Raw genomic sequence first — 21,167 nt, 5'->3', positions numbered from 1 at the left:
CCGATGAATACAGTAACTATTTTCTTTGTTGTGGTATTGTTAATTCCTTGCACAGTGCTGGCTCAGGAGCCTCCTGCCCAGCATAAAAAGCATCAGCTGCAAGTACTGATCAGTCACACACAAATTCACAGCGGGCTGGATTTGGAAGGAAACCGAAAATGGCAATCGCTACCTTCTTGGGGGCTGAATTACAATTTTCAGGTTGCGGATACGTGGAAAATCGGACTTCACAGTGACATCGTCGTTGAGGACTTTCAGGTGGCTGCCATGGGCAGAAACGAAGCCGAGGTGCTGGACCGAAGCTATCCCATTGCCTCGGCGCTGGTTGCATCACGGAAACTAGCCGATCATTTCCAATTGCTCATAGGCATCGGAGGCGAATTTGCCCCAGGTCAGCGCTTCTTGCTATTTCGCGGCGGCATCGAATACGGCTATTACCTTGACGAGAACTGGGAGTTGATCGGCAATGTGACCAACGACTTTAAATGGGAGGCCTATAATTCCTGGGCAATCGGCATGGGGGTATCCCGATTGTTTTAATTGTTTTCAGGAATTATATTTTTTCACCTCGCCCCCTTCCGGACCCATGCGGAGGGGGGTATTTTTCAGTCGGGCAAATATTTTTTATTTTACAACATTTTTGCTACTTTCGCATTGGGTCTACTTTTTTCTTGGAGACTCCACTATTTTATCAAAAGGGACTCGGATTGTGTACGTTAGGGATTTTTTTCGAAGATGAAGATAGCCATAGCTCAAATCAAAACCATTGCTGGTAATTTTCCCGTCTCGCTGGTGCACCACGAGCGGTTTATTTACACGGCTTGTAAATTGAATGCCGACTTACTGGTATTTCCGGAGTTATCGTTGATGGGCTATGACCCAAAACAGGCAAAAAAACTTGCCATGGAAAGAGACGATAAACGGTTGGACCGATTCCAAGAACTCAGTAACCGGCAACAACTTGTCATTGGTATTGGCGTTCCGGAGAAAACAGCTACCGGTGTAGGCATCAGTACCTTTTTTTACCAGCCTAAGGCACCTCGACGCTGTTATTCCAAGCAGGTACTACACCCGGATGAATCCCCCTATTTCGAACCGGGTACCAAACAGGTTTTTTTACGTGCAGGGGGTCTACGTATTTGTCCGGCTATCTGTTACGAAAGTCTCCTTCCCAGCCATGCAAAGCAGGCATTTACACAGGGTGCTGACTTGTACCTGGCAAGTGTTGCCAAAAAGGAAGCGGTCGTAACAACTGCGGCGAATCACTATTCCTGGGTTGCCCGGACCTATTCAATGGCAGTACTGATGGCAAATAGCGTCGGGAACTGTGCGGGGTTCGAAAGCGCCGGTGCGAGCGCTGTATGGACTAAAACAGGGAAGCTTGCGGGACAATTGCCGGAAGAAGAAGAAGGAATTCTCGTTTACGATACGGAGACCGAAGAAGTACAAACCCAGCCCATGGTCCATTGATTGACGGCAAATACATTCACTTCGTACGCCAAAACAAGGCACAGCTCATGCAGAGATCCGGGTCTGGTTTCAAAAAAAAGAGAAATTGCAAAACGGTTTACCCCCACCAATAGCGGTTTAAACCCTGGAGAAACCATTTTTAACGATTATTTCACAAGTGAAATGCCCTGACGGGTATTTTTGACCTATAGAATTTGAAGAACCTTTTTAAACAGTATACAAATGAAAAAGAACAGCTTATTACTACTCCTGGGGACCCTGGCCGCCCTGGGCGCCTGTGATCCCGAAAACGAAATGCCAAATCCAGTTAATCAAGAAGGCATCGAAGGTTTAACAATTCCGGCCGGATTTGATTTTAGCACAACGCAATCGGTGGAATTGAACTTTTCCGCGGTTGCCGGGGACAATAGTCCAATTCCAAACGTGGTGTATCGGATTTACGACGAAAACCCTGACCAAGACGGGAAGCTCCTGCAAACGGTGCGCTTGGATGAGACCGGTACTGCCAGGAGCACAATCGATCTACCTACCTATCTGGAGGAAGTATGGGTAACTTCTGCTTTTGTTGGCGTATCGCCGGTGGCTATTGTACCCGTAACAGGAACACAGCTAAACTACAGCTTTGATGCTGCCAATCCAGGGCTTCTTCCCGACGCGTATTACGATTCGTTCGTAACCAATGAAACGGCTGCCAACGGACGCTTGGCTACCGTAATCGAAGAATTCATGACCCTGGGTTCCTGGAATGACAAAGGAACACCCGACTATTTGCTGGAACCAGACCGGATACCCGTTGAATTGTTGAAAAACATCAACGCAAGTTTACCCGAACAAAAAGATGTCCGGGATCACAATTCCAAGTTGTTGGACAATAAATTCAAGAAAGAGTTGTACGTGAACGAAGATGCCGAAGTATGGGTGACGTACGTACATGTGGGCGGCGGTTTTCGAAATGCGATTGGATACTATTGGTACAAAGAAGGAGAAGCGCCGAAAACTGCTTCCGAAATCAAAAACCAAACGATTATTTTTCCAAATGTACAGGCAGGTGTCATAAAATCTGGAGACAAAGTAAAGTTGCGGGGACCGCTCGACGGAGCCTTTGATAAAGGTACCTACATCGGTTGGTTTTTGATCTCAAACGGTTGGCAACGAAATGGACTTTCTAACGGCAACGGTATTTTTTACGCGGATAAAAACCTGAATACCGAAAACAGCGAAGAAGCAAACCGGGAACAAATGGTGTTTCTGCACGATGCCTCCCAACAAGTCTTATTGATGGGATGGGAAGATATCCGACGAGATTTGAAAGGATGCGATCACGACTTCAACGATGTGGTATTTTATGCTTCCTGGAATCCCCTTACCAGCGTGGACGTATCGGACTATGCACCTGTAGAAACGCAGGAAAAGGATAACGATGGCGATGGCGTCGGCGACGAACAAGACGAATACCCAGAGGATCCCGAAAGAGCATTCAATAACTATTCTCCCGGAAAAGACGCCTATGGGACGCTTTTATTCGAAGATTTATGGCCTGGTTTTGGTGACTACGACATGAACGACCTGGTCGTAGACTACACCGTCAACGAGGTTTCGGATGCCAAAAACCGCATCAAAGAAATCCAATTCACTACGGTAATCCGAGCTACCGGTGCTGGATTTCAAAACGGGTTTGGCATTCAACTACCGGTCTCGTCCGATCAGGTACTGTCGGTCGACGGACACAGATTGACAACGGGAGGAATCAAAAATTTGTCCTCTGGCGTGGAACAGGGTCAGGACCTGGCAACGGTGATCCTAACCGACAATGTGAATCAAGTACTGCCGTTTATGGCAAATGTTTCGCTGGAAAACCCACACCATGCAGAAGATACCATTCGGGTGAAAATCGTCTTCAAAGAATCGGTACGCAAAGGGGATTTGGGAGCTGCTCCCTACAACCCCTTCCTAATTATCGACCAGGATAGGGACAGGGAAGTTCACCTGATGAACAAGCAACCTACAGATCTGATGAATAAAGATTGGCTGGGTACCGGAGACGATAATAGTTCAGTCGACGAAGGCCGCTTTTTTGTCAGCAAAAAAGGGTTCAATTGGGCCTTACACGTCCCAACTAGCATTGCCTACACCCAGGAAAAAGTGGATTTTACCAAAGCCTATCGCCGGTTTGCTGATTGGGCGAAATCCGGCGGAAAAAACTATACCGACTGGTACCTGCCTACCGATGGACAGGTAGATGCGGAAGCACTGTATACGAAATAACTGCTCGTCGGAGTTCACGAAATAAGCTGTGGTCTCTTCCTTCCGGGGAGAGACCTTTTTTTGTTTTTTAGCCAATTTTAAACGTTATGGTTTCCAGCGAGTTTACTGTCTAAACAAATGAAATGTCGGGAAAAACAACCATTTTCTGGAACAATGCCTACCGTGCCCTACTGTCGGAGAAAACGAAAGAAAGGAGTGAAAACGCCATTATTGGCATCGCCGTGGCAGGCTTTATTGTTCACTTGTCGTTAATTATTCTATCCACTCTGGGGATTGTTGAAACGGAGGATGTACCGGGTTTACTCGACAACCCCATCGCATCGATTTACACACCCTTCTCGTTCATTCTTGTCTACGAGGTCTATTTATTGGTGTATTTTTTGCCAAAATCCATTACCTACTACATCGGAAAACAATACGAAATCATTTTGCTCGTCTTGATTCGCCGCCTGTTCAAAGACCTCGCGCAGCTCGATCTGGAAAATAGCTGGTTTAGCAGCAAAGACGACCTGCAATTTACCTACGATATTGGGGCTACTCTGATCATCTTCACCCTGATTTTCGTTTTCTACTACTTAAATGGCAAGCGGAATGCCGTAAAACAGGGGAAATTGCCACAACAGGAACAAACGCAGCGATTCATCGAAACCAAAAAGAAGCTAGCCATTGGTTTAATCGTAGTCTTGTTTTTTCTGGCAATATACAGTTTTGGCGACTACTTTAGCCAACTCTTCTTTGATGTTTCCCTTAAGGTAGAGTCCATCAAGGATATTAACAATATCTTTTTTGACGAGTTCTTCACCATTTTGATTTTAAGCGACGTGTTACTGCTCCTGATCTCCTACACCCATACTTCGAGCTTCCGGTCTGTAATCCGAAATTCCGGTTTTGTTATTTCCACCATTCTCATCAAGCTTTCCTTTTCCACAGAAGGCATTTTAAACAATATATTGGTTGTCGCAGCCATTTCCTTTGGGGTCTTGATTCTGCTGATCCATAACTTTTATGAAAAAATCGAGAATCTGGAAAAGATGGAGGAGTAACTTTTTCTACCCAAAAAGCCTGCTGCTTGTTTTGAGAACCCCTAAGGAGCGATACGAATTCACTTGGAAAAAAATCGCTACCATTGGGAAATTTTTTCCGGCTATTCGGCCATTTTTTCACCATTCATTTGGAGGAAATTCTATATTTATACAATACAATTTTAAAAAAAGGGATATCCACAGTACAAATGACTGAGGTAGTTTCAGCCTGAGTACGGCATCTCCACCGGGGTTTATCGAAGTAGTGGCGCAGCCTTTTACCGGTAGGAAGTACTCAGGTGAAGGAGCGTTGCATGCAGCATTGATCAACGACACCGAAATCCAATTTCAACCATCAAAACTACATACCGATGAAAATTTCATTTACGCTTATTCTGCTTTTATTTGCTCTTACTCTTTATGGCCAGGCACGGGAGGAAGCTGCCATCAAGAAAGCAATCGCCGCTGAAACCACCGCCTACATGAACCGTGACTACGCAGCCTGGGCCTCCCATTGGGACGGTAGTGAGGAAGTATCCTTTCTGGTAACCAACATGGGCCTGCGGTCCAGTAGCTGGGAGTATGTAAGTGACAACATGAAAGCCGACATGGAAGCCAATTCCACGCCTATCCCGGCAACCTTGGAAACCTCGGATTTTGACATTTCCGTGTCCGGAAATCAGGCCTTTGTCGTTTACGTGCAGACGATGAAATTTGACGATCGGGAAAGCAAAACCTATGAGGTCCGGAATCTCCGAAAGGTAAAAGGACAATGGAAATTGGCAGCCATGATTTCAAGTGCCTACGGGGAAAATTAGTCGTTTTAAAAACGATTGTATCTGTTTCGTTGGATCGTAAAAACCAGCGTAAAAAGGTCGATTGCCCACAAACAAGGAAGCATTTGGATCACTCAAATTCATCTTGATTCGGAGTGAAAAGAGAAAGGAACCGATCCCGCCGGTTCCTTTCTCCTTTCACTACTTTGCAAATCGTGTACTTTATTCCACGTGCGTTCCTACGCTGCTGCCAACATATTGGGGAGGAAATTCGAGCCTTGCGAGGCGGTAAGTCTTCTTATGTTGCCCGTATATCACCATTTCGTGCTCATCGGTCTGCGTGTTTACCGGGGTGATGGTCATGAGGTTTCGGTTCCTATTCATGGAAAGCGAGCTGCGGGTGATGGTTCCCTGCCCATCCAGCTTTGCAAAGGTCATCATGTGTTCTTTGTAGCTTTTTGGCGAAAATCGCTCCACTTTTCCCTGTCCGCTGTAGCCAAGATTATTCACGTTGTCGTTAAAAACGAAATACAGGTTATCGTTTACCATCGACACGGCGTAGGAAAAATAGAAGGCAAAATCATCCGTGGATTGCTGATTTTTCACAAGCTTTTGTGCCCACTTCCTTTCCCCATTGGGATCAAATTCAGCCACTACAATACTACCATAGGTATAATGAAACCTAACCCCAGTAGATTGAACACCCGTATTCGGCGAAGTACTGGTGGTGCTTGTCGTGGTTTCTCGCCTGTCCTCTCCCAAAAAAATCACCGACCCATCCCTTTTTATGAGGATATCGTCCAACGAGAAATAGACATCCTCCCAGCTTTTGCCGCTATCCATTTTCCTGGACTTTCGTTTCGCCTTGCCTTCGGAAAGACCACGGGTAAGAAAAGCCGCATCAAAGGGTTCGATGTGTTGTTCCAGGACAGTCTGCGTAGTACCATCCATTTTCAAAAAGTACGTGCCCCCGCTTCCCTTGGTAGCTGTGGCCTCATGCGTATAAAAACCACCAAAGTACAGGTGCCCGTCGGGATTTACCTGAATGGCAGCCGCATTGACCTGGTTTTCCCGCAAGTCGATTTGTTTGTGTAGTGCCTGCTTTCCATTGTCGGTAATGCTTACCAGGGTGAAAAAATACTTTTCCCGCTTAAACATGGCAGCAATTCCACTACTGGCTGGCATGCTTTTACTCAGCAGATGCGCATTTCCATTACTGTCAATACGCGTATTGACGATTTCCAATTCATCGGAACTGGCATGTAGCGTTTCCTCCCGCTTCCAAACGGGGCTGAACTCCAGATCCAAAACCAAAAAACGAACCTGTTTTTCATTCTTTTGCAGGGTTCCATTGTCGAGAACGATCAGGAGTCGATTCTGCTCGGGTACCAGGTGGAAGTGAAAGAGGGGTTTGGTGGCCTTTAAGCTGATTCCCAACCCTCCGATTCCTGGTTTTACCCCGGTGGCACCCGTCTCCAAAACAATCGAACTTTTGCCAATTGGGCGAAGGCTGCCGGGATCCAGGGCTACCCTGTACAGCCCTTCCTGCGCTCCTTTTCCGGGATCCGTTGAATAAAAAAGCCAAAGCTGTTGGTTCCAGTGAAGCAGCTGCTCAAACCTGGGCTTGCCAGGTAAATCCAATTTGGATAAGTCCACACTTTTGACGAACTGCAGGTTTTGATCGTATTTTTCCACATGCGGAAGCTTTTGCGATTCCCGGATCTCCTGAACGTATTTTCGTTTGATCAGGTAATAGCCGGTTTCGTCAGAAGCGGCGACCTCGGATAAGGTCATTTTCTTGGTAAACTTCATTTCATTCCCCCATTTAACCTGTGTGTTATCCGGAAGTTGTTGGCCAACTAAAAGTAAATGAGCCATCATTAGACAAAGGAAAAGTGTTGTCTTTTTCATAGTTTAAAGATTTAGCACTAAAATTTGATAAAGAATGGAAGGAAAATAATTGCTTAAAAACAGGGGATTCGACCGTTGTGTGTCGTGGTTTTTTCGCATCTCCCACACGAGCACCAGATCCCATTGATCCATGGGGAATTTTTTTCATAGCTGTTTCTTTAATAGTTTAAAAAACAATTTTTATGTAATAAAATACATTTATTTTAATTTAAAAAGCATTTTAAAAAATAGTTTGAGAAAAATAAAGCCCAGCAAAGGAAACCAATTACTCTACTTTTAACCGAATAAATGCCATTTCGTCCGCTATATTCTCAAAAATCCAAATCTTTCCGTCCTTTACGAAGTGTTTTTTTGGAGGCGCTTTTAGTTCCGGTACAGGAGATTCTGCCAGTAGGTCCAGGTTTTCGTCAAAAATACTCAGGTATACCTCCGCTCCTGTTCGTGCGTACTGACCGTACTCGTTTTTTTCCTGCCCTAATTGCTCCTTAACGGAAAACCGAAAGAACTGTTCGTGAGAATCGTCCCATATCAACCTGCCGTAGAAAATATCCTCCCGGGATCTTTTTATGATTTCTTCTTTCGCTCCCAAAGTTTCTTCCACTTGCGCTGGCAGCAGGTAGCTCCGGCGCTCACCTAAAAGCGGCGTATTCCAATGGACTACCCTTGTGCCACCGGTGTTTGTATCAAAAACCAGTGATTCATTGATGGAATTATTTGCTAGGATGATTTTGTCCTTGCCAGCGATGGGGAATACGCCTACGCCAAAACTCCCCATAAACTGACCGTCATATACGATTTCCATGCTGTAGTCTTTGAGCGGGGCCAATTCGGGCAAGGCTATTTTTTGAAAACTGCGGGTGGACAAATCAACATCCAATACAAAATAATCCTCCTCCTTCCACTGCATGATCACTGCCAATAGGCGGTCGGGCTAATCCGTATCCTCGAACAATCCCATGGGGAGGGTTTCCCCGCCGCCCAGCAGGTCTGCCGCAATTTTTTCCAATTCCAGGTCTTTTACTTTTTTGGCGTTTTGGTCGTAAATGCCGTACGATTGATTGGACCATACCAGAAATTGCTCTTCGGGGTTGATGCGAAAACCGGAAAAATAAACCGGCATGCGCTCCGGACCTTCCTTCTCAAATTGGATCTTTTTTTCCAATTTCAGCGCGTCCAGGTCGATGCGTTCGGCTACGAGCTCCGATCGATTGAAATTAATTAGGTAACGTTCGTCCGGGGAAAGGTCAGAAACGATCAGATTGTCCCGTAGAAAGAGAATTTCATCGCCTGGATCCACATAGACCGTATCCAGGGAAAAAGTAAGGGTAGCCGAATAAGGACTTTCCCTTTCTCGGTGGTTATTGCAGGATACCAGGCCTGCAACCATGGCTGCTAGAAGTATCAGTACGCGCATAAGATACTATTTATCTAGTCAATTTAGTAAATTATTCCTTAATCTATTCGTTCAGCAGTAGATTTTTTGCGAATAGCAAAAGAAACTGTTAGAAAAAAAGCTATCCAAACGAAGGACCTCAGCCAAACCCATTTTCCATGACCGATTCTTTGCCTACGATCGCGCAGTTGGATTTGATTATTGGCGGGCGATGGGTATCTTGTCGGTGTTTTATTTTGATCCATGACCACCGACACCCCAAACCTCCGCACGGAACTACTGGCTGGCTTGAGTACCTTTCTGGCCGCATTTTACATTGTCATTGTCAATCCTGCGATCCTTTCGGATGCGGGAATGCCCTTTGGGGCAGTAGTGACGGCCACGGTGCTGGTTGCCGGTTTTGGCAGCCTGATGATGGGGCTCTATGCCAAAAACCCCATTGTGGTCGCCCCGGGAATGGGTATCAACGCCTTTTTTACCTATTCGGCGGTCATCCAATACGGATTGACCTATGAGGAAGCCCTGGGTACGGTTTTCTGGTCGGGCGTTATCTTCCTGCTTCTTTCTTTTTTCAAAACCCGGGAAAAGATCATTCAATCCATACCGGAAGCGTTGAGGCACGCCGTATCTGCCGGAATAGGCTTGTTTATTTGCTTTATTGGGTTTCAGAATGCCCATTTTATTGTTTCCAGTCCTGCCACTTTGGTAGCAATGACCGATTTCAGGGATCCCGTGACCCTGACCTTTGTGGCTGGGTTGCTGCTCACCGGAGGATTGATTGCTAGGAAGGTAACCGGGGCGATTGTTATCGGAATTCTTTTCACCACGGTGCTGGCCTGGCCGGTGGGCCGTTGGTGGGGGGATGCCTCGCTGATCAATTTTGGCTCCCCTACCCTGGTCAACTATACCGGGCTGTTTTCCATGCCGGATTTCAGTCTACTTGGAGAAGCTGCCATTCTCGGTTCCCTGCAATATGCCTATATCCCAGTCATTTTCGTCTTTACGTTTACCATTCTTTTTGACGGCATCTCTACCTTTGTGGGGCTAGCAGAAGCTTCCGGCCTGAAAGACCCGGATGGCACGCCTCAAAACATGCGCAAATCCCTGCTTACCGATGCCTGTGCAACGCTGTTTGCTGGATTGGTCGGCAGTAGTTCGGGTACTGCTTTTATCGAATCGGCTGTGGGAATCGAGGCCGGGGGCCGGACTGGCATCACGGCCGTTACTGCCGGTCTATTATTTTTCCCGTTTATGTTTTTCTCGCCGCTCCTGTCGGTCATCCCCCCCATGGCAAGTTCCGTTGCCCTGGTGCTGGTGGGGTCGTTTATGATGATTCCCCTCGTGCAAATCCGCTGGCGCAAGGCTGATGAAGCCATTCCTTGCTTTCTTACGCTGGTATTGATCCCGTTTACCTATAGCCTTTCCACCGGAATCTCTTTTGGCTTTATTAGTTGGACCCTGGTAAAGGTGCTAAGCGGCAAGCAGCGAGAGATTCGTCCAATTCTAGCCATTATCACGGCATGTTCCCTCTTCTTTCTATGGATTTGAAAAAGCTGTCTATCGGATTTCTGTTCTTTCTTCTGTGGGTTCCGGCAACTGCCCAGCGACTGGCCATTATGGGGGCAATGGATCAGGAGATTTCCATTCTGCTGGAAGCCCTGAACAAACCTAAGGTGACTACTCGTGGGGGGATCGATTTTTATACGGGCAAGCTCAAGGGGAAAAAAGTAGTCATCGTAAAGGCCGGGATCGGCAAAGTAAATGCTGCCTACAGTACGGCCGTTCTCACGCAAAACTTTAAACTGGATGGGTTGATTTTTACCGGTGTGGCCGGAGGCCTGCATCCGGAGGCATTGCCAGGAGACATCGTCATCGGAACTGCGCTGGTACAGGTGGACTTTGGCCTGTTGGATGCGGAGGGGTTTACGCCCTGGAATTTTCGGGATTTGTCGGGTGAACCCCATCCGGAATTGTTGCTAGCTGCGGATTCTTCACTCGTTCAGCTCAGTCTGGAGGCGTCGAAACTGGCCGACTACCAATCGATCTCCCGAAGGCAACCGCGCGTTTTTCAGGGTGTCATCAGTACCTCCGACCTATTTGTCAGCGATCCGGAAAAAGCAAACTGGCTGTACACGAAATTCAACAGCCTGGCCACCGAAATGGAAGGAGCTGCCGTGGCCCATATCTGCCGGCTACTCGGAATGCCTTTTGTGGTCATACGTAGCTGCAGCGATAATGCAAACACCGATGCGCATGTCAACTTCAGCGAGTTTGTGGGACCTGCTGCAGCGAATTCGGCGAACCTGGTGTTGCGCATGGTGGAATTGATGGAGGATTAGCAAGACGCTTTAAGGATTGTTGGCAGGCAATCGGTAAGCAATTTACCCAATCCAATCATTCTTCGGACAGCCAAAATTGGTGGGATGGGTGGGGAAATCATGCCCCTTTTTAATCTACTACTTGTTCTCCTTCGCTGGTTAGGTCAGTTCATTTATCAGAAATGATGCCCAATACGGGTAAACAATGCATGCGATTTACTTCGGCACTAAGAAAGCGCCTCCGGTGGGGGATCCTTTCGGCGGAATTTGTCCTCCGGTAGCGGAATAAACGCTTCCTTGTCGTCCGGAGGCAAAACGATTCTCCCCTGCTTCCAGTCATCTTTGGCCTGCTCGATGCGCTCTTTTCGGCTGCTCACAAAATTCCACCAGATAAATCGCTCGCCCACTGGTTCCCCACCAAGTAACATGATGGTGCAATTCTCCAGAGCCCTCACGCTTGCCTGTTCGAATTTCCCAAAGACCAGCAACTGCCCCGCTTTATACACCTGACTGCCCAATTCCAGGCTGCCCTTGGCGATATACAGGCCCCGTTCTTCGTATTCATCCGGCACATTCAACCGGTATCCCTTTTGAAGTTCCACATGTAAATAGAACAAGGGAGAGTGGGTGGGCACATTGCTTTTCAGACCATAGGCCTCCCCTGCTATCTGCCGCATCCATAGGCCTTTTTCTTCGAATACAGGCAGGCGATCTTTTTGGTAATTGAAAAAAGTAGGGTCAGATTCCTCGTCTTTTTCGGGCAAGGCCACCCAGGTTTGAATCATTTCGAGTTGTCCGCCGGCCAATACCGCCGGATCCTCAAAACGCTCGCTATGAGCGATCCCCTTTCCAGCGGTCATCCAGTTGACTTCCCCCGGTTCGATGACTTGCTTTACGCCGAGGCTGTCCCGGTGCGTCACGTTTCCTTTAAATAAGTAGCTGACCGTGGATAAGCCAATATGCGGATGAGGAAGCACGTCCATGGCCGGACCCTTTTCGGTACTGAGCCGGACCGGGCCGGCATGGTCCATAAAAATAAAGGGTCCCACCATGCGGCGCATGCGAAAGGGTAGTATCCGGTTGACCATCAGTCCGGGACCGATAGCAGCTTTTCGGGCATTAATGACGATTTCGGGCATAATTGGCTAAAACCACTCGGGGATTTATCTTATTAATAATATTTTCCTATCCATTTTATTTTGGAAGGATCCGACAGGTTGGTTATTTTTACCTTTGAAGGAAAAGCGGCCATTTGGTCATCTTCTGTTTGATAAACCTCCTCAATCTGGTATTCCACCCAGTTAAACCCCGGTTTTAATGCCAATTCATACGCATAGGTAACATCCACATTTGTATCGGCGTCAACAAATTTGGAGGAAGTACAGCTGGCCGAAACAGTCAATTCATCCTCCAGGTAGAGTACTTCCCAAAACGTTCCCTTAACCGCCGGTTGATAGGCTTCATCTTCCAGCCAGGGAATGAGATTTTCATCGGAAACCATAAATACCGTTCCGGCCCACTGCCCTTTCTGGAGGAGCCTGACGTAATCTATCCGCGCTGCCGGTACGTCCCGGTATTCCCCAAAATCATCTCCATTGCCACACCTGAAGTGAAAGTTAAAAAACAAGTCACTCATAAACATGGATTTAACGTCTTGAGGTACTTTCTGGGTGTCTTTACCCCCCAATTCAATGGAAAAAACACCTTTTTTATCCACCTGCCCGGCTATAATCGAATGATCCAACCCAAACGGCATAAGAACCATGTCCATGGCTTTCTTGGGGTGAGAGGTAATCTCCCCTTGAATTCCCTGCGCCCATGCAACAGTTCCTATCACTGTTGTCAATAATGTGAGTACGATCGCTTTCATTTTTTTAACGCTTTATTAATTTATACTATTTCGTAAAAAAAATACCTGAATGATTTTAGCCAATGCTATACGTGAAAATTACTTATTCTTCCATCCCGAACCACTCCACAGCATTTTGATAAAACACCTTGTCTACCACTGCTTTGGGTAACTGTAATCCCTGAAACGGTTCGTTGATCAGGTCGCTTTCCATCGCGTTATCGGTTGCAAAAAACTCCCAATCCCGCTTCCAGGCCGCATCCATGGCCGCATGCAAGGCCTCCTTCGTACGGCTACCGTTATCCGACAGGTCGGTGGCGTACAGCAAACGGTCCTGGTATCGAATAAAGAAATTCCGCACCTTCTCCCGGTCTGCAGCCGTTTGGTAAAACACCTGGCCCATCCGCGCCGCCAAATCTACCGCCAGGTTGGGAAAGCGGTCCAGCGTTTGGGCCAGTTCGTCCACGTCGTACTCCAGGCTACCCATATGGGCGCCGACAAATTTCAGGTCCGGGTGTTTCTCCAGCATGTTGTCCCGGCGTTGAATGAGTTCTTCGTGACTCGGCATTTCAGGCTGCAGGTGCATGTGGTATTCCGGATGCCTTCCGTAATAATTTCGGTCATTATTTGTAGTCATTTCTTCCAGGGGTAACCAACAGTTTTTCGGCTCGGCCAAATGCCCCATCAGCGTCTTTCCCCGCTTGCGTAGGTGATCAAAGATTGGATCAAAACGGGGGTCATCAATTTGAATCAAATTGCCAGCGCTGTCCCGCGAGACCATGCCGATGTTTTTCCAGACTTTTACCCCCAAGGCTCCCTGCTCAAAACAACTGTCCAGCCAGGCAATCACCCTTTCCTCCCAATCCGCACGGTCCCAATCGGAAACGGCAAAAGCCGTTACATTTGCCATTCTGTCCGGGTAGGCCGCTTCTTGCAACTGGCCGTAGGCAAATTTCCGGCGTACATCGTTCCAGCCATCCGTGTACTCCAACGCCACATTGATCAGCCGAAACCCGTCCTCCGCTGCTTTTTCGGCAAATAAATAGCGATCCGTTTCCAGATGTACGTGCACATCGATTTTCGGAACGGAGGCGTAGTCTTCCAGTGTGTAAAAGTCGGCATCGGTTCCGCAGGCGGATGCCAGGACCAGGAAACAAACCGGAAACAGAATTCGTCTTCGGAGCAATTTTTTCGTCATATTCGTTTTTGTTAACCAGTCAAAGTAGTATATAATCTGCAAGGATGATAGAAAAACCCGAAAAATTTATTTTTGTGGTTACCGTACTTTTGTAAAAATACCCTACTTTGGTGCGTGCTTTTCCTGGAAAAGCGTCTGGCGTTTACAAAAACGCCTACCATCACACGTAATACCGTACCTTATCCATGATTCGAACGTATTTAGTTTATTTACCCTTACTCTTTCTGGTAGCTGCCTGCCAGCAGCAACAAGTGCAAAAACCGGTTTTTGACCGTTCACCGGAAGAGCATTTGGATCCCCAACGAAAAGAAGCTCCCTATCCCCAAATTGAAATACCAGATGGAGTGGATATGGAATCGGCCCGATGGAAAGGCATCGACCTGACGCCAACGGCGCCGGTAATCCCCCTATCGGCATTGGAAGAACAGAAGACCTTTCGGCTGCAACCGGGATACCGAATGGATCCCATCCTTGCCGAACCCCACATTCAGGAACCTGCTGCCATTCAATTTGATGGCAACGGGAGAATGTATGTGTTGGAACTTCGAACCTACATGCAGGATATTGACGCTACCGGAGAATTGATGCCGGAAGGCCGTATTTCCCGTTGGGAGGATACCGATGACGATGGCATTTATGAAACAGGAGTCGTGTTTTTGGATAGCCTGGTATTTCCCCGGTTTGTGGTTCCCTTCGGACCAAATACCATCCTGTCCATGGAATCCAACGAGGATCACGTGTACAAGTTTACCGATACCAATGGAGACGGGAAGGCCGACAAAAAAGAGCTTTTTGCAACTGGGCTGGGGCGCTCCGGCAACGTAGAACACCAAACCAGCTTTTTGACCTGGACCATGGATAACTGGATGTACAGTACCTACAATTCCCGCCGTATCCGATGGACGCCGGAGGGCGTCATTCAGGAACCCACCGGAAATCCCTACGGGCAATGGGGAGTGACCCAGGATAATTACGGACAGGTTTGGTTTCAGGACGGCGCAGGTGGTGTCCCCCAAAATTTCAATTTTCCAATCGTATATGGGAATTTCAGGATTCCCGGACAGTTTCAAGACGGATTTCGCGAACCCTTCAGCCTGGTAAAATTGGCCGACTTTGAACCCGGGATGCGGGAAACCAAACCGGATGGTTCCTTGAATAACGTTACCGGAGCAGCCGGCAATGACGTATTTCGGGGTGACCGGCTTCCCAAAGAACTGGTTAACCAGTATTTCTACGGAGAACCGGTGGGAAGAATCGTCCGTCAGGTGCGTTCCGATAAGACCGAAGGGTTGACGTATATTCAAAATGCGTACCGGGATCAAGAAACCGAATTCATCCAATCCACCGATCCGCTGTTTCGCCCCGTCGACATGGCTACCGCCCCGGACGGAACGCTATACATCGTGGACATGTACCGGGGCATCATCCAGGAAGGCAACTGGACCCAGAAAGGCAGTTACCTGCGAACAAAAATCCAACAATACCAAATGGACGATGTCGTCGGAAATGGCCGTATTTGGCGACTGAGCCACGAGGAGCACCCCCGCAGTACGGAAAAACCCCGCATGTTTGAAGAATCTACCGAAGAGCTCTTGCAGCACCTGTCCCATCCCAATGGCTGGTGGCGCGATAAAGCCCAGCAATTGTTGATTTTGCGTCAGGATCGTTCGGTCGTTCCGAAATTAGCCGAAATGGCCCAAAACCACGAAAGCGAGTTGGCGCGCCTGCATGCCTTCTGGACCCTGGAAGGCCTGGGCGCACTAAAAGCCGGCCTCGTACGCGCTTGGATGGCCGATTCGAATCCCACATTCCGGATTCATGGCATGCGCGCCGGAGAAACCCTGTACAAGTACGGCGATAAAAGTTTGGAGGCGGATTACAAGAAAGGCATTTCCGATCCGGATCCTCAGGTGGCCGTACAGGCGCTGCTAAGTGCCCATATTCTGGATCTTGAAGGAGTAGAAGAGTTGATGCAAAACGCGGTGAATACCAACCCGGCGAAAGGTATCCAAACCGTAGCCCAACAGGTACTGGAAAGGCGGGCAGAAGAACGGGAACGGGCCGCCACCAAATATACGGTGGTGGAAGGAGCCCTTTTTGATCAGGGAAAATCCATTTTTGATAGCTACTGCGCCACCTGCCACGGGGTAAAAGGCCTGGGAACGCCCACCGGAGCAGACGGAGGCGAATTGATTGCTCCTGGCTTTTCCGGATCTCCGCGCGTACAGGGACACCCGGAATACGCCGTTAAGACACTGCTTCATGGCCTTACCGGAGCCATTGAGGGCAAAGAATACGAAGGCGTGATGATTGCCATGGGAGAGAATACCGACGAGTGGATTGCCTCGGTACTGTCCTACATACGCAACGACTTTGGAAACCAGGCCAGCTTTGTTAGCCCGGAATACGTCGCGCAAATTCGGGCAGCTACCGGGGATCGGGAAGGCAATTACTCCTACGATGCCCTGGTGGCCGAAATACCCAAGCAACTGTTTCCTAAGGACAACTGGGAGGTTTCTGCAAGCAGTACGGCCTTGCAGGGTGTGGGTTCCACCCGTGATCCCAGCTATGCCTTTGGCTTCAAGGGCTGGAAAACCGAAGAGGAGCAAAAGGAAGGCATGTGGTTTCAACTGGTACTACCCCAACCGCAAAAACTGACAGAGATCCAGTTTGATGCGGGGAAGGAACAGTATCCAGGCAGCTATTCGGTGGAAGTCTCGACGAACGGAACGGATTGGACCGAAGTGGCTCGGGGTACCGGAGAAGCAGGTAGCAACAGCCTTCGGTGGGAAGAGTCAAGGCCCGTCAACCAGCTACGCTTGCTGGTAAAAGAGCCCCGCAATCAGGTTTGGGCCATGAAAAACGTGAAGCTCTATGCACGGTAACCGTGCAAACGGCAGCCCAAACGAGTCGACGGGTAGGATCGGTCAACAGGCAGACGGCAGTAGCACCGGCTTGGTTCGTCGGTTTTTCCTGGCGGCCTGCCTGATGCTCGCGTATGGAGAACTGTCTTCCCAGGTACTTCGAAAACCGCTACCGGACAAGATCGTGGTGCTGACATTCGACGATGCCCCGGCCAGCCACTATTCCGAAGTGGCTCCTTTATTGAAGGAAAAAGGCTTTGGCGCTACCTTTTTCGTCTGCGAATTTCCGCCCAATCACGCGGATAGCAGCAAGTACATGAACTGGCGCCAAATGCAGGAATTGGATCGGATGGGCTTTGAAGTAGCCAACCACACCCATAGTCACGCCCCGGTCGGAAAGCTTTCGAAAGCGGAAATACGGGAAGAAATCGCTTATATCGAACGAAAAGCGGATTCCCTCGGGATCCAACAACCCCGTAGTTTTGCCTATCCGGGTTACAGCATGAGCGAGTCGGTATTGGAGGTCCTGCAGGAAAAACAGTATCGAATTGCGCGAGCCGGAGGTGGCCGCGTCTACGACCCCCTTTCCGATCACCCGTACCTCCTACCCAGCTGGGCAACGGACGATACAAACGAACAAGAGATTTTCGATGCGCTGGAAAAAGCCAGGGATGGGAAAGTGGTTATTTTGACCATCCATGGGGTGCCTGACCTGGAACATCCCTGGGTGAGTACTTCACCTGCGCTTTTTAGGAGGTACCTGGATTACCTAAGCCAGGAAGGATACCATGTCTTGTCCCTCCAGGATTTGGGTTCCTACATAGATTTTGGGGAGGCAGCCAGGCTACTGAAACCCGACTTGAGCCGGCCCTTGCGAAATTAAGCCTGCACAAATGCGGCTTTTAATTCGTCCAAACTGAGTACCCGATGGGGACTCTTTGGGCTGAAATCGCGAATTTCGTTCAGGTGCAAGCCTGGGAACTGATCGCTTTCAATCGCATCCCATGCGGGGGGCTGAAAAATCCAGTTTCCAACGGCATTTTTCATATGGCTTCTGTCGGAAGAAAGAGTCCGGGTAAATTCATCTCCCGGAAACACTTTGAAAAATGGGGCATTCGCCGCTGTGGTTTGCGTTGGTCTGAAGGTGCATTCCAGGTAGCTCGCCAGACCCACCGGGAATTCGAGCTTGGAATCAAAATCATAGACACACCATTCCCCGCTGACAAAAGCCAAAAGCACTACGTGGTAATCCCAGCAAACAGGACCAGAGTCAGGCATGGATTGCTGCTGCCAAAAAGAGCAGTTTCCGGCTTGGTTGGAAACGATCACTACCCGCTTGTCCGTTTCTGCCAACACCGGATGTCTGCACAGCTGCCAGATATTTTCCTCGCAATAATTCGCTACGTATTTAAATGTTTCTTTACCCATGGATCAAGCAATTTTTTAATACAAATCAAACCAGCGCATACAAAAATCAAACGTAAGGGAGCATTTGACACGCAGGATTTCGTTGGTTTGTTTTATGTTCGTTTTCCTGGAAATACTCACGTTCATTTCCATTACACCTGATCTGAGGCAGTCATTTTAGGATGCTGCCAATACCAGGTCAATAGCTGCTCTGAGCGAAAGTGAAGCAAAAATAACGATTTGGATCCAGATACAATGAATTGAGAACAATCAACCGGTGGATAATCGATTGAAAACGCAAGAACGCCAAAAACCAGTCCGACCAAAAACCCTTCCATTGGGCGCTGCTGTTTTCTTTCGACGAAATATTCCCTGCTTTGGATTACCCCTGTCTGGCATCCGAAAAAAAATACTAACTTTAAGCACTGTCGGTTGGGTATTACTGTCCGGATGTATTTCTATTGGTAGATAAACCGTTGCAAACGCTTCGGTTTTAACGAAACAAAACAGCTTTTGTACGTGATATTTTCCGATAGAAAGAGGTTCTTGCTGGCGATCGGCAAAACGCTTTTTTATGGCAAAACAAAATGAAAAACCACCAAAACGGAAACCGAATCATGAAAACAGCAATTTTACTCCTTACTTTTCTGGGTGTCGCCCACCTGTCAATCGGGCAACAAGCCGAAACCGAAACGGCATCCGACAGCCTGATGGTCACCATCTTTATGAAACACCACCAGGACAAAAACATCGAGGAATTACGGGAAATTCGAAACAACAATGGCTTTCTGGAAAACTTTCCTCCCCCTTCTGCCAAAGTGGTGAATTGGTATGTGATGATGGGTATCGGACAGGTGGTTACCGTCAAAATACCCGCCAGCGAATTGCGAAACCTGAATATCTCCGTGGAAAAAAGTGTATGGGGTGCCTTTTCCACCGAATTTTATCCCACTTACGATCTGTACCCGCACATTCTGGAAGAAAAGAAGAAACTGAAACCAACGCATGAAAAATAAAATCTGCCTGGTAACAGGCGCCAATACGGGAATTGGATTGGCCACAGCCAAAGCGCTTGGAGAAATGGGTGCACGGGTCGTTGTCTCCTGCCGCAGCGAGGAAAAAGCCAGGGAAACATTGGACGCCATTCGCAGGGAGTTTCCCCATGCAGACCTGGACTATGCCCTGGCCGATTTGAGCTCCCAGCAGGAGATTCGCAATATGGCGGCCCGCTTGAAAAAAAAGTATGCCAAATTGGATGTGTTGATCAACAACGCCGGGGCCTGGTTTTCGACTTTTTCCCGGACTCCGGACGGTTTTGAGCGGCAATGGGCAATCAACCACCTGGCTCCCTTTTTGCTGACGCATTGCTTGCTACCCCTGCTGCTACAATCGGACGATCCCCGGATAATTACCGTTAGTTCGGATTCGCATTTTCATGGAAAACTACATTTTGACGACGTAAACCTCCGCCAAAACTACCACGGGCTACGTGCCTACGCTCAATCCAAGCTGGCCAATGTATTGTTTACCCGGGAATTTGACCGAAGAAAAACCCATCCAAAGCTTTCCAGCTATGCAGTGCAGCCGGGTTTGGTCAAAACGGATATCGGGCTCAAACACACCCTTAGCTGGCACGGCTTTGCCTGGAAAATTCGGCGCCTTACGGGTAAATCACCCGAGAAAGGAGCCGAAACATCGATTTACCTGGCGCAGTCCCCTGAAGTGAAGGGAATTTCCGGAGCCTACTGGGACAATTGCCGGCAAAAAAATCCGAGTAAAAAAGCGCTATCCCCCCTGGACGCATCCCGATTGTGGGAACTAAGCGAAGAAATGTGTGGCATCACCTCCTACTTTTAATTAATGATTGCGGTACACCCGAAACAGGCGCTCCAAAAGCCACATCTTGAGGGAGGTTGGCACCAGCTTCATCAGCCGGACCAGTGCCTGATTGACCCTGCCGGGAACCACCACGGCTTTTCCGCGAAACAATCCTTTGAGTGCCAAATCCGCTACTTCTTCCGGGCTGCACATGACCCACCTGGCCCGTTTTCCATGGGCATTTGCCCGCATTAGGGCTTCCGGATTGGTTAGGACCGGTCCGGGGCAAACAACCGTGACCGAAACCGGTCCCGGTTGCTGTTCCTCCCGCAAGGCTAGCGAAAATGCGTAGACAAAATTCTTGGAACCAGTATAAACCGCTTTGTAGGGCAAAGGCAACGTCGCCTCCATGCTGCTCATGTTAAGTACATAGGCCCGCTCCTGTGCTTGCAAAAGCGGAAGAAACCGGTGACACAGGGAGACCATGGCCTTGTTGTTCAGGTCGATGATTTGCAGGTATTTTTCCAAAGGAATGTTTTCAAACAACCCTCCCGCTCCCATGCCGGCATTGTTGATAAGTATATCGATGGCCAGTTTCTTTTCCTCACAAAACCGAACCAACCGTTGGGCGGCGTTTGCTTGCGTTAAATCGACGGGAAAAATGATTACGGATACGGAAAATACCGCGAGCAATTCCCGTTGCACCTCTTCCAACTGACCATCCGGGAAGGCAACCAACAGCAGATTTCGGCCTTTTCGGGCACAGGCAACCGCAAAAGCCTTTCCAATACCCATACTGGCACCGGTGATTAACGTGTAGGGAGTATGTTGTTGCGCCTGCATCCTGTTTTGTTCTTCGACTTGTGTACACTGAAA

Annotated in this window: 18 protein-coding genes and 1 pseudogene; 11 read left to right on the top strand and 8 right to left on the bottom strand. The window is 48.5% G+C overall.

The window, feature by feature from the left end; genetic code table 11:
* Window positions 1-3 precede the first annotated feature (3 nt).
* From BMW71_RS03250 to BMW71_RS03225, 5 genes are all read left to right on the top strand, one after another.
* Complete coding sequence (locus BMW71_RS03250) at window positions 4-540, top strand: hypothetical protein (RefSeq protein WP_143057536.1); 537 nt, start codon at window positions 4-6, stop codon at window positions 538-540.
* A gap of 195 nt (window positions 541-735) precedes the next feature.
* On the top strand, window positions 736-1,470 hold the full coding sequence (locus BMW71_RS03240; RefSeq protein WP_092169381.1) for a carbon-nitrogen hydrolase family protein: 735 nt from the start codon (window positions 736-738) through the stop codon (window positions 1,468-1,470).
* 222 nt (window positions 1,471-1,692) lie between these two features.
* Entirely contained in the window at window positions 1,693-3,735 is a 2,043-nt protein-coding gene (locus tag BMW71_RS03235; protein ID WP_092169378.1) for an LruC domain-containing protein, read from the top strand.
* A gap of 122 nt (window positions 3,736-3,857) precedes the next feature.
* Entirely contained in the window at window positions 3,858-4,778 is a 921-nt protein-coding gene (locus BMW71_RS03230; RefSeq protein ID WP_092169375.1) for a hypothetical protein, read from the top strand.
* A 350-nt stretch (window positions 4,779-5,128) separates the two neighbouring features.
* Window positions 5,129-5,575, top strand: a complete 447-nt coding sequence (locus BMW71_RS03225) for a nuclear transport factor 2 family protein (RefSeq protein ID WP_092169372.1) — start codon at window positions 5,129-5,131, stop codon at window positions 5,573-5,575.
* Between the two features lie 180 nt (window positions 5,576-5,755).
* On the opposite strand, the gene BMW71_RS03220 is transcribed toward BMW71_RS03225, so the two are convergent.
* The 3 genes and pseudogenes from BMW71_RS03220 to BMW71_RS03215 form a co-directional block, all read right to left on the bottom strand.
* A complete protein-coding gene (locus tag BMW71_RS03220) occupies window positions 5,756-7,345 on the bottom strand; it encodes a hypothetical protein (protein WP_143057535.1) in 1,590 nt (529 codons plus the stop codon).
* Window positions 7,346-7,370: 25 nt separating this feature from the next.
* Entirely contained in the window at window positions 7,371-7,592 is a 222-nt protein-coding gene (locus BMW71_RS23500) for a hypothetical protein (RefSeq protein WP_143057534.1), read from the bottom strand.
* A gap of 117 nt (window positions 7,593-7,709) precedes the next feature.
* Window positions 7,710-8,831: pseudogene (locus BMW71_RS03215) on the bottom strand (DUF4221 family protein).
* Window positions 8,832-9,080: 249 nt separating this feature from the next.
* Between BMW71_RS03215 and BMW71_RS03210 the strand changes: the two are divergent.
* Window positions 9,081-10,385, top strand: coding sequence for an NCS2 family permease (locus BMW71_RS03210; RefSeq protein WP_092169366.1), 1,305 nt, complete (start codon window positions 9,081-9,083; stop codon window positions 10,383-10,385).
* Window positions 10,376-11,176 (top strand): 5'-methylthioadenosine/adenosylhomocysteine nucleosidase, encoded by an 801-nt coding sequence (locus BMW71_RS03205; RefSeq protein ID WP_177179562.1) that lies wholly within the window; start codon window positions 10,376-10,378, stop codon window positions 11,174-11,176. Before BMW71_RS03210 ends, BMW71_RS03205 begins: the two co-directional genes overlap by 10 nt.
* 206 nt (window positions 11,177-11,382) lie before the next feature.
* Here BMW71_RS03205 and BMW71_RS03200 read toward each other — a convergent pair whose 3' ends face one another.
* The 3 genes from BMW71_RS03200 to BMW71_RS03190 all read right to left on the bottom strand — a co-directional run bounded on the left by BMW71_RS03200 (window position 11,383) and on the right by BMW71_RS03190 (window position 14,202).
* A complete protein-coding gene (locus BMW71_RS03200) occupies window positions 11,383-12,294 on the bottom strand; it encodes a pirin family protein (protein WP_092169360.1) in 912 nt (303 codons plus the stop codon).
* Window positions 12,295-12,326: 32 nt separating this feature from the next.
* On the bottom strand, window positions 12,327-13,025 hold the full coding sequence (locus BMW71_RS03195) for a hypothetical protein (protein ID WP_092169357.1): 699 nt from the start codon (window positions 13,023-13,025) through the stop codon (window positions 12,327-12,329).
* Between the two features lie 82 nt (window positions 13,026-13,107).
* A complete protein-coding gene (locus BMW71_RS03190) occupies window positions 13,108-14,202 on the bottom strand; it encodes an amidohydrolase family protein (protein WP_092169354.1) in 1,095 nt (364 codons plus the stop codon).
* 185 nt (window positions 14,203-14,387) lie between these two features.
* Here BMW71_RS03190 and BMW71_RS03185 point away from each other — a divergent pair, with 185 nt between their 5' ends.
* Both BMW71_RS03185 and BMW71_RS03180 read left to right on the top strand, forming a co-directional pair.
* Complete coding sequence (locus tag BMW71_RS03185) at window positions 14,388-17,087, top strand: DUF7133 domain-containing protein (RefSeq protein WP_092169351.1); 2,700 nt, start codon at window positions 14,388-14,390, stop codon at window positions 17,085-17,087.
* Window positions 17,077-17,949: a polysaccharide deacetylase family protein gene (locus tag BMW71_RS03180; protein WP_244891059.1), complete on the top strand. Its 873-nt coding sequence runs from the start codon at window positions 17,077-17,079 to the stop codon at window positions 17,947-17,949. The genes BMW71_RS03185 and BMW71_RS03180 overlap by 11 nt, the downstream gene beginning before the upstream one ends.
* On the opposite strand, the gene BMW71_RS03175 is transcribed toward BMW71_RS03180, so the two are convergent.
* A complete protein-coding gene (locus BMW71_RS03175) occupies window positions 17,946-18,494 on the bottom strand; it encodes a protein N-terminal glutamine amidohydrolase (RefSeq protein WP_092169348.1) in 549 nt (182 codons plus the stop codon). The two genes, BMW71_RS03180 and BMW71_RS03175, sit on opposite strands and share 4 nt — an antisense overlap.
* A 596-nt stretch (window positions 18,495-19,090) precedes the next feature.
* Here BMW71_RS03175 and BMW71_RS03165 point away from each other — a divergent pair.
* Together BMW71_RS03165 and BMW71_RS03160 are read left to right on the top strand one after the other, a co-directional pair.
* Window positions 19,091-19,489, top strand: coding sequence for a hypothetical protein (locus BMW71_RS03165; RefSeq protein ID WP_244891058.1), 399 nt, complete (start codon window positions 19,091-19,093; stop codon window positions 19,487-19,489).
* On the top strand, window positions 19,479-20,330 hold the full coding sequence (locus BMW71_RS03160) for an SDR family oxidoreductase (protein WP_092169342.1): 852 nt from the start codon (window positions 19,479-19,481) through the stop codon (window positions 20,328-20,330). The genes BMW71_RS03165 and BMW71_RS03160 overlap by 11 nt, the downstream gene beginning before the upstream one ends.
* Here the strand turns inward: BMW71_RS03160 and BMW71_RS03155 are convergent, their stop codons facing one another.
* Complete coding sequence (locus BMW71_RS03155; RefSeq protein WP_092169339.1) at window positions 20,331-21,134, bottom strand: SDR family NAD(P)-dependent oxidoreductase; 804 nt, start codon at window positions 21,132-21,134, stop codon at window positions 20,331-20,333.
* Window positions 21,135-21,167 lie beyond the last annotated feature (33 nt).

Origin of the sequence: Cyclobacterium xiamenense (assembly GCF_900109255.1) — a bacterium.
GTDB classification, from domain to species: Bacteria; Bacteroidota; Bacteroidia; order Cytophagales; family Cyclobacteriaceae; genus Cyclobacterium; species Cyclobacterium xiamenense.
This window is presented reverse-complemented; position numbering and strand designations above follow the sequence as displayed.

Excerpts from the sequence above, each read along its gene's own strand:
- BMW71_RS03250 (WP_143057536.1), top strand. The coding sequence starts at position 4 with ATGAATACAGTAACTATTTTCTTTGTTGTGGTATTGTTAATTCCTTGC.
- BMW71_RS03240 (WP_092169381.1), top strand. The coding sequence starts at position 736 with ATGAAGATAGCCATAGCTCAAATCAAAACCATTGCTGGTAATTTTCCC.
- BMW71_RS03235 (WP_092169378.1), top strand. The coding sequence starts at position 1,693 with ATGAAAAAGAACAGCTTATTACTACTCCTGGGGACCCTGGCCGCCCTG.
- BMW71_RS03230 (WP_092169375.1), top strand. The coding sequence starts at position 3,858 with ATGTCGGGAAAAACAACCATTTTCTGGAACAATGCCTACCGTGCCCTA.
- BMW71_RS03225 (WP_092169372.1), top strand. The coding sequence starts at position 5,129 with ATGAAAATTTCATTTACGCTTATTCTGCTTTTATTTGCTCTTACTCTT.
- BMW71_RS03220 (WP_143057535.1), bottom strand. The coding sequence starts at position 7,345 with ATGAAGTTTACCAAGAAAATGACCTTATCCGAGGTCGCCGCTTCTGAC.
- BMW71_RS23500 (WP_143057534.1), bottom strand. The coding sequence starts at position 7,592 with ATGAAAAAAATTCCCCATGGATCAATGGGATCTGGTGCTCGTGTGGGA.
- BMW71_RS03210 (WP_092169366.1), top strand. The coding sequence starts at position 9,081 with ATGACCACCGACACCCCAAACCTCCGCACGGAACTACTGGCTGGCTTG.
- BMW71_RS03205 (WP_177179562.1), top strand. The coding sequence starts at position 10,376 with ATGGATTTGAAAAAGCTGTCTATCGGATTTCTGTTCTTTCTTCTGTGG.
- BMW71_RS03200 (WP_092169360.1), bottom strand. The coding sequence starts at position 12,294 with ATGCCCGAAATCGTCATTAATGCCCGAAAAGCTGCTATCGGTCCCGGA.
- BMW71_RS03195 (WP_092169357.1), bottom strand. The coding sequence starts at position 13,025 with ATGAAAGCGATCGTACTCACATTATTGACAACAGTGATAGGAACTGTT.
- BMW71_RS03190 (WP_092169354.1), bottom strand. The coding sequence starts at position 14,202 with ATGACGAAAAAATTGCTCCGAAGACGAATTCTGTTTCCGGTTTGTTTC.
- BMW71_RS03185 (WP_092169351.1), top strand. The coding sequence starts at position 14,388 with ATGATTCGAACGTATTTAGTTTATTTACCCTTACTCTTTCTGGTAGCT.
- BMW71_RS03180 (WP_244891059.1), top strand. The coding sequence starts at position 17,077 with ATGCACGGTAACCGTGCAAACGGCAGCCCAAACGAGTCGACGGGTAGG.
- BMW71_RS03175 (WP_092169348.1), bottom strand. The coding sequence starts at position 18,494 with ATGGGTAAAGAAACATTTAAATACGTAGCGAATTATTGCGAGGAAAAT.
- BMW71_RS03165 (WP_244891058.1), top strand. The coding sequence starts at position 19,091 with ATGAAAACAGCAATTTTACTCCTTACTTTTCTGGGTGTCGCCCACCTG.
- BMW71_RS03160 (WP_092169342.1), top strand. The coding sequence starts at position 19,479 with ATGAAAAATAAAATCTGCCTGGTAACAGGCGCCAATACGGGAATTGGA.
- BMW71_RS03155 (WP_092169339.1), bottom strand. The coding sequence starts at position 21,134 with ATGCAGGCGCAACAACATACTCCCTACACGTTAATCACCGGTGCCAGT.